This is a genomic window from Shimia sp. R11_0 (assembly GCF_017744035.1).
Lineage (GTDB): Bacteria > Pseudomonadota > Alphaproteobacteria > Rhodobacterales > Rhodobacteraceae > Shimia > Shimia marina.
In genome coordinates this window covers 1-7114 of record NZ_JAGHQY010000021.1, presented here as the reverse complement: position 1 = coordinate 7114, position 7114 = coordinate 1, and the positions used below count along the sequence as shown (strand labels likewise).

Here is a 7114-nt window from a genome sequence, read left to right as displayed (position 1 = left end):
CATCCCCCCCATCCCCCCCATTCCGCCCACAGGGCTCCGCCCGTTCGCGGCTGAAACGGTCCACTGGATCGTTTCCAAGACGCCGCTCACTCCACAAAATAATTCCATCCTCCGCCAACAGTCCCGCGCCTTCTCGCAAGCGTCCCCCTCCCGCACGCCGGATTTTTCTTTTCCGGCTCACCGCTCAGGCCCCGCGTCTTTGCCAGTGCGAGAGGCCTCGCCGGCCCTGCGTGGGCGCAGGGGGCTTTACCTCTGGGGGATCCCACATATATCGTGATTTGCATATAATATCTCAGGAGAGCCCCTATGCCCATCACTGCCGCTGACCTTCTGCAAGCCGCCCATGCGGTTGTGCCTAAAATTTCCACTGCTGAGGCGCAGGCCAAGTTGGCGGCGGGGGCGCTGTTGTTGGATGTGCGGGATGCGCCGGAGCTTGATGCCAATGGTCGGGCCGAAGGCAGCCACCACATTCCGCGCGGTATGCTGGAGTTTCGCGCCGATCCGGCCACGCCGTTTCATGATCCAGAATTGCGCAAGGACCGTGTGGTGATTTTACATTGTGCCTCTGGCGGGCGTGCGGCGCTGGCGGGCAAGCTGCTCAAAGATATGGGCTATGGTGAGGTGCACAATCTTGGTGGCTTTCAGGATTGGGTAGATGGCGGCGGCGCGGTGATTGAGCCGGTGGATCCGGGCATGTAAGTCTTCTGGCGTCAGGTTGGGCAGTCGAGGGCTTTCTCTCCCTCACGGGCCGCCTGTCGCCAGTTTCCATCTGGAAGTTTTTGTATTTCCCCCGTAAAGTTCTCAGTGTCCGCGCAATTTAAGGCGGGTTTATTGTTAAAAAGACTTTTGAAACTGGAAGGATGCCGATGAGCACTGATCGTGACGCATTGACCCGTGAATTGTTGGATATGGTGGCCGAAGAGGGCATGGTTGACCGTGCTGAAATCACAGCCGAGCGGCCCCTTGAAGAGCTAGATATTCAGTCAGCCGATTTCATTATGATCCTGATGGCGATTGAGGAAAGATACGGCGCCTATGTGTCCATGGATAATGAGCTGACCGATGTGGTGACGGTTCAGGATCTGTTGGATTTGGCCATTGCCAAAATCGAGGAACATCAAGCCGCAGAGACTGCAGAAGCGTGAGGCGGGTTGTTATCACGGGTATGGGCGCAGTCTCGGCCTGTGGTTTGGGGGCTGAGGCGTTGATTTCTGCTACGCAGGCAGGGAAGTCTGGTGCAAAGCCTGTGCAGTTTGAAGATCTCCCGCAGCAGCGGGTGTCGACGGCGGCCCGGCTCTCAAAAGAGGACATTGCTGCAATTGTCGGGCCCAAGCCCCATAAGATGCGCGATCCGGTGGTTGAATATGCGCTCCATGCCGCGCGTGAAGCTGTGGCGCAGGCCGGGCTTGGGGAAGAGCACTTTGGTGAAGCCTGTGGTGTCTCGATTGGCTCAGGGCAGGGGGGGGCAGAAACGCTCAATACCAATTACCTGAAGTTCGGGCGCGAAGGGCCGATGCGCCTTGATCCGATGACGGTGCCCAAAATCATGAACAACGCGGCGGCGGGCTGGGTCTCTATAGAGTTTGGTGCCATGGGGCCAGCGTTTTGTCTGGCAACAGCCTGTTCTGCCGGAAGCCAGTCGATTGGCCTTGGATTGCAGATGGTGGCGTCTGGACAGGTGGAGCGTTGTCTTGCCGGCGGGGCGGAAGCCTGTTTGGTCAGTGGTGGATTTCGCATCTGGGAATTGCTGCGCGTGATGACGGCCACGCAGAACCGCCCTTTCAGTAAGGATCGCAATGGTATGATGCTTGGCGAAGGGGCTGGCGTGTTGGTTGTGGAGAGCCTAGACGCTGCTCAGGAGCGGGGGGCGCAGATCCTCTGCGAGCTCACCGGCTTTGGGACAAATGCAGATGCTGGGGATCTCTTGCGACCAGATCCGAAGCGTGCTGCGGCTTGTATGCGGATGGCGCTGAAACACGCGGGGCTTTCACCGGACCGCATCGACTATCTGAATGCGCATGGCACTGGAACGGTTGCGAATGACATTAATGAGGTTGTGGCGCTGCGCGATGTATTTGGAGAGAATCTGGAAGGGCTGGAAGTCTCCTCAACTAAGCCAATTCATGGCCATGCCTTAGGGGCAGCAGGTGCGCTTGAGATGATTGTTGCCATCGGGGCCCTGTTGAGACAAAGCGCACCGCCAACCATAAATTTTTCGGAGGTGGATCCAAAGATTGGCCTCAAGCCGGTGCCAAACGTGGCGAAACCGGTGTCTATTTCTGCTGTGATGTCTAATTCGCTGGCGTTTGGTGGGATTAATGCAAGTTTGGTGGCACAACGCTATGATGATTGCTGAGCATTCAGTTGATAGGGCGTTTAATTTAAACGCCGGGATTGCCGATGAAAACCTGCAGGCACTTGTGGTGCTGGGGCGATCCTTGCTGCGACTGCCCACCGATCCTGTTGTGCCAACCTCTGCAATGGCGCTTTTACTCGGGGTGCCCGAACTCGCGGCAGCCTTGACCAGCGATCAGCCCCGAGAAGGGCTATGCACATTGCATGAAACCCAGAGGTTTCTGGATTGCCGACCCGACACGCCTTCAGTCCGTAAAGCTATCACACTGAAGGTGAACGGGTCTTCCGATGTAGCACAATACAACGTCACATTGCCTGAGACTGGAGAGGCAATGGAGACACGGCTGCGCTATGTCCCGAAGGAAACAGTTCGGGCGACCAAGGCCCCGCATTTTCATGGACGATTATGCTCTGATGGGGCTTTGCGGTTACAAACTCTGCCGTTGTCTGCTGCGAGGCTTGGAGAGTATGTGGCGTTGGCTGGAGATGCGAATCCGATTCATGTGGACCGAACGGCTGCAAAACACGCAGGTTTTGAAGATGTGATCGCGCCCGGTATGATGTTGTGCATCCTTGCAGAAATGGCTTGCTGTAAAGCGATGCAGATCGCTCGGATGGAAGAAGTCCGCGCGCGGTTTCTGTCGCCTGCTTTGGCGGGGCAGCCTGTCACGATGATCTTTGCGCCGACATCAGGTGGTCCGCGTGCCAAAATGCGGGTTTTTGTGGTGGGGCCCAGAGAGGAACTGCACGCTATTGTGGACTTTTTTTCCGCCCGATTTTGAGGGTATTATGCAGGTATGTCCATCCAGATAACGCAGGCATAGTAGGCCCAGATCATTAGGATGTAGGTCAATTGGTGCAAAGCCTGATCTGTGCCCATTGCATACCAGTACATGGGCTGGTCCGGTGTCAGATTCCGATCGACTGAGAATCTCGCTTTGCCCCAGTCAATATGGAAATGCACGATAAACTCCGCGATAACCATTGTTATGATCATGCCGGGATGGGCGCCGAACACTGCCAAAATCACCGCCGAAAAGGTTGCATGAATGCCAGCATGTTGTGCGCGTCCCAAATGCCAATAGCGCTCACGCCCCATGATCATCTTGGCGTTCTGCAGAAAGAAATCCGCCACTAGATGTTTGATCTGAAATGCCGCGACCAGCAAAAGTATGGTCGTGATTTGGTCCATAGACCCCGCCCCATGATGTATTTCACGCTCAAAGACTAGCCGCGAAACTCTGGCTTCGCAAACCTCAGTTTTATGTCGCACGTGATGACACTGGGAAAACTAGGTGCATCTATTTAAGAAAGCGTTTGAACAGGCGACCTCTGCAGGAGTAGCATCTGCTGAAAGACTGGGCGCCGCCCAAAGCTGACCTGTGGGAGTTGGGGCCATAGAACGCTCACTTTTTTCCTTCATCTGGAAATACTCAAAACGAGACCAGATGGTATTGCTGTTCATGACAGCTTGCCTCTTTCCTTTGCAGTTTCTCACTTTGGAACTGCCCAAACGCATCATCAACGATGCAATCGATGCGGAACAGGATTTCATCGATGTGCTCAATTATGAGATGACGCAGGAAAATTTCCTGATCATGCTTAGTTTGCTGTTCTTGCTGACGGTTTTGGGCCACGGCCTGATGAAGATGCGCATCAACACGATGAAGGGCGTGCTGTCTGAACGGATGTTGCGTCGCTATCGGTTTTCGTTGATTTCGCGCATCACACGCTTCCCGCAACCTTATTTGCGTCGCACGTCTCAGGGGGAGCTTGTGTCGATGATCACGGCGGAATCCGAGCCGTTGGGGGGGATGATGGGGGATGCCATCAGCTTGCCTGTGATGCAGGCTGGGCAAATGCTGACGATTCTGACGTTTCTGTTTCTGCAGAATGTATGGTTCGGTCTGGCGGCGATTGCGCTCATTCCTTTGCAGGCGTGGTTGATTCCCAAACTTCAACGACAGATAAACCTGCTGAACAAAGATCGGATTCAGCAAGTGCGCCACTTGGCTGCTGAAATAGGCGAGACGGCGACCGGGACGCCAGAACTGCGTGGCAATGGTGGCTGGCGCTTTCGCATGGCGCAGATCACACGACGCCTTGGTACGCTGTTTCTGATCCGTCTGAACATCTACAAGAAAAAGTTCTTCATGAAGTTTCTAAATAACTTCATCACGCAGCTCACGCCGTTCTTTTTCTATCTTGTTGGGGGGCTTCTGGTCATCCGGGGCCAAGTGACACTTGGGGCCCTTGTTGCTGCGCTTGCGGCTTATAAAGATCTCTCTTCTCCGTGGAAGGAATTGTTGAACTATTACAATCGCGTCTCCGACCTCTCTGTGCGTTGGCATCTGATTGGCGACCGTTTTGAACCTTCGGGCATGGTTGATGAGGCCTTAATAGAGGACGAGCCCAAGACCATCCCGCGGCTGAGCGGAGAGATCGTCCTCAACGAAGTTTTTGTGCGCGATCACGATGGCGACTCTGTGCTTGAAAACATTACGACGACGATTCCGCAGGGTACTGTGCTTGGGGTTCGCTCCCAAGATGCAGAAGAGCGCAGGGCAATTGCGGAGCTTTTTACGCGTGAGATAACGCCCGTGAGCGGCAGTCTTTCCATTGGGGGGCAGCGTCTCAATGAATTGCACCAGCGGGTGATTGCAACCCGGATAGGCTACGCTGATCCAGCCCCTTACGTTTTTGAGGGGACCTTTGGTGACAACGTGCTTATGCCGCTTAAGCGTCAACCTCTTGTCGATCTGCCGGATCCGAGGGGGGAAGCCGAAGAAAAGAAACGGGCTTATGAGAGCGCACGAACAGGTAACAGTGCGGACAGGCTATATTCAGATTGGCTGGATCCCTCTTTGGCAGATATGGACAGCGAGGATGCGGTGCACGACTGGTGGGTTCGGTTGATGGATGCCACCGGTGCCGGCTCAGCTTTGTTCCGCCGCGGTTTGGATCAGCCCTTTACTGAAGCGGAGCATCCGGAGCTGGCGCAGACCATTGTGTCGTTACGTCCGAAAATTCGCAACGCTCTGGCTGCGGCGGGGCTCGACAAGGCCTATTATCGGTTTGATCCCGAGCTGTATAACCCGGCGTTGCCAGTTGCCTCGAACCTGTTCTTTGCCACGCTGCGCACAGATGCGCCGGATCCGGAGACAGGCGGTGTTGGGGCCTTTTTAGATTTGCTTCATGAGCTCGGCATCGAGGACGGTATTCTGCGTATGTCGCGCGAAGTCATTGAAATGCTCAATCAAACATTTGGGATGGATGGCACAGATCACCCGCTGTTCCAGCAGCTTGGTTTGAGCGTGGACACGTTCAGCCGCAATGTGGAACTTGCGCGCAAGAGTCGCGACGTCGGTCTGGCTCAAATGGAACGCAGCGAATTGGAACAGATGATTGAGTTGCCATTTGAAGTCTCTGCTGAGCGGATTGGCCCAGGTTTTGGGGATGACCTTAAAGAGACAATTCTGTCGCTGCGCCATAATGAGGCCGAAAAACTATCGGAGTGGCTCTCGGCTTATTTTGCACCGCTGAGAGAAGACCGGTTTGCGTCGGGCTTAACGGTTTTGGAAAACGCGATTTATGGCAAGTTGACCGCTGCGGCAGGCCCTCGCGGTGAGCAATTGCGCGATATCGTGGCCAAAACACTCAACGAAGCGGGGGTGAAGCAAGAGGTCGCTGAGTTACTATTCGCTGTGCCAACTGGCATAGGCGGAGCAGGGTTACCCGGAGCTTTTGCTGAACCCTTGGCGATCAGCCGGGCAGCGATCAAGAAGCCCGATGTTTTGATCCTAAATCGTTGCTTGGCGGCCTATGAAGACGGGCAGGCCGCCGATACCATTGCCAATCTGCGCACGCTTTTGCCGGATACTACAATGATCTTCTTGGAAGAAGATTTTGAAGATGCTGACAGTTTCGATATGGTTCTTGAATTGGAGCATGGCCGTTTGAAAGACGGCGTTGCGGCCAGCTTCGAAGATACAGACAATGCGGCCAGCGCGGATTTGCGGCGTAAGATGCGTGCGCTCACGTCTGCGGATATGTTTGCGGGCCTGTCTCGTCGTCAGATGCGCTTGCTGGCTTTCGGTGCGCAGTGGCATCAGGCCAGCGAGGGCGATTATGTCTTTCACATGGGGGATGATCCCTCTGATGGGGCTTACCTCATCTTGGAGGGGCAAGCCGGGCTTGGGTATCGCACAGAGGATGGCCAGACTCATCTCGTGGCAGAAGCGGGGCGAGGGGCGCTGGTTGGGGAGCTTGCTCTGATCCGAAAGGAAAAGCGTGCCTTGGATATGTATGCCAAGACTGATTTGGAAATGCTGCGCCTCGGGGAAAGCGAGTTCATGGCTGTGATCGAGAATGATGCCTCCACAGCGTTTCGTATTTTGCAGGCGGTTTCTGGCTATGTTGGTGCCCCAAAGCAGAGTAGTGGCGACACCTGAGAAAGCGGTGCTCCTCTCTTGAGATGCAATTTTTAAGAGGATGTCGAAGAATTAGGTGGAATCTTACGACGGATTTGGCGCGCGCTAGGTGAGTCTGTGGGTAACGCTGTGGATAAGTTCGGTTTCTGAAAGGTTCGGCAAGTAAGGTGGTGCTAAGTCCATTTGGCCTGCAAGGTGCCTTTGTCTATTCCCTTGATATTGTTATATTTTTGAGATTTTTTGAAAAAAGGTGGTTTTTGTTTGAAAAAGCGCTTGCGGGTTCTGCGTGATAACCTTAGAACCCCCTTCACCGGCGGCGCTGAGGCGCA

Annotated in this window: 6 protein-coding genes; 5 read left to right on the top strand and 1 reads right to left on the bottom strand. The window is 54.8% G+C overall.

Features of this window, described 5'->3' with window-relative positions; genetic code table 11:
* Positions 1-306 precede the first annotated feature (306 nt).
* The 4 genes from J7382_RS19785 to J7382_RS19770 all read left to right on the top strand — a co-directional run bounded on the left by J7382_RS19785 (position 307) and on the right by J7382_RS19770 (position 3137).
* Positions 307-699 carry a rhodanese-like domain-containing protein gene (locus tag J7382_RS19785; protein ID WP_209070712.1) on the top strand — a complete coding sequence of 131 codons (393 nt, stop codon included), beginning with the start codon at positions 307-309 and terminating at the stop codon, positions 697-699.
* Between the two features lie 167 nt (positions 700-866).
* Positions 867-1145 carry a phosphopantetheine-binding protein gene (locus J7382_RS19780; RefSeq protein WP_209070711.1) on the top strand — a complete coding sequence of 93 codons (279 nt, stop codon included), beginning with the start codon at positions 867-869 and terminating at the stop codon, positions 1143-1145.
* Positions 1142-2356, top strand: coding sequence for a beta-ketoacyl-[acyl-carrier-protein] synthase family protein (locus J7382_RS20250; protein ID WP_209070710.1), 1215 nt, complete (start codon positions 1142-1144; stop codon positions 2354-2356). Before J7382_RS19780 ends, J7382_RS20250 begins: the two co-directional genes overlap by 4 nt.
* Positions 2343-3137, top strand: a complete 795-nt coding sequence (locus J7382_RS19770; protein ID WP_209070709.1) for a MaoC family dehydratase — start codon at positions 2343-2345, stop codon at positions 3135-3137. Before J7382_RS20250 ends, J7382_RS19770 begins: the two co-directional genes overlap by 14 nt.
* Positions 3138-3142: 5 nt before the next feature.
* On the opposite strand, the gene J7382_RS19765 is transcribed toward J7382_RS19770, so the two are convergent.
* Positions 3143-3547, bottom strand: coding sequence for a DUF3307 domain-containing protein (locus J7382_RS19765; protein WP_209070708.1), 405 nt, complete (start codon positions 3545-3547; stop codon positions 3143-3145).
* A 256-nt stretch (positions 3548-3803) separates the two neighbouring features.
* Between J7382_RS19765 and J7382_RS19760 the strand changes: the two genes are divergently transcribed.
* The gene (locus J7382_RS19760; protein WP_247745137.1) at positions 3804-6806 is read left to right on the top strand and encodes a cyclic nucleotide-binding domain-containing protein; all 3003 of its coding nucleotides are present in this window, start codon (positions 3804-3806) and stop codon (positions 6804-6806) included.
* Positions 6807-7114 lie beyond the last annotated feature (308 nt).

Coding starts and splice junctions, on each gene's coding strand:
- J7382_RS19785 (WP_209070712.1), top strand. CDS start 307: ATGCCCATCACTGCCGCTGACCTTCTGCAAGCCGCCCATGCGGTTGTG.
- J7382_RS19770 (WP_209070709.1), top strand. CDS start 2,343: ATGATGATTGCTGAGCATTCAGTTGATAGGGCGTTTAATTTAAACGCC.
- J7382_RS19765 (WP_209070708.1), bottom strand. CDS start 3,547: ATGGACCAAATCACGACCATACTTTTGCTGGTCGCGGCATTTCAGATC.
- J7382_RS19780 (WP_209070711.1), top strand. CDS start 867: ATGAGCACTGATCGTGACGCATTGACCCGTGAATTGTTGGATATGGTG.
- J7382_RS19760 (WP_247745137.1), top strand. CDS start 3,804: ATGGTATTGCTGTTCATGACAGCTTGCCTCTTTCCTTTGCAGTTTCTC.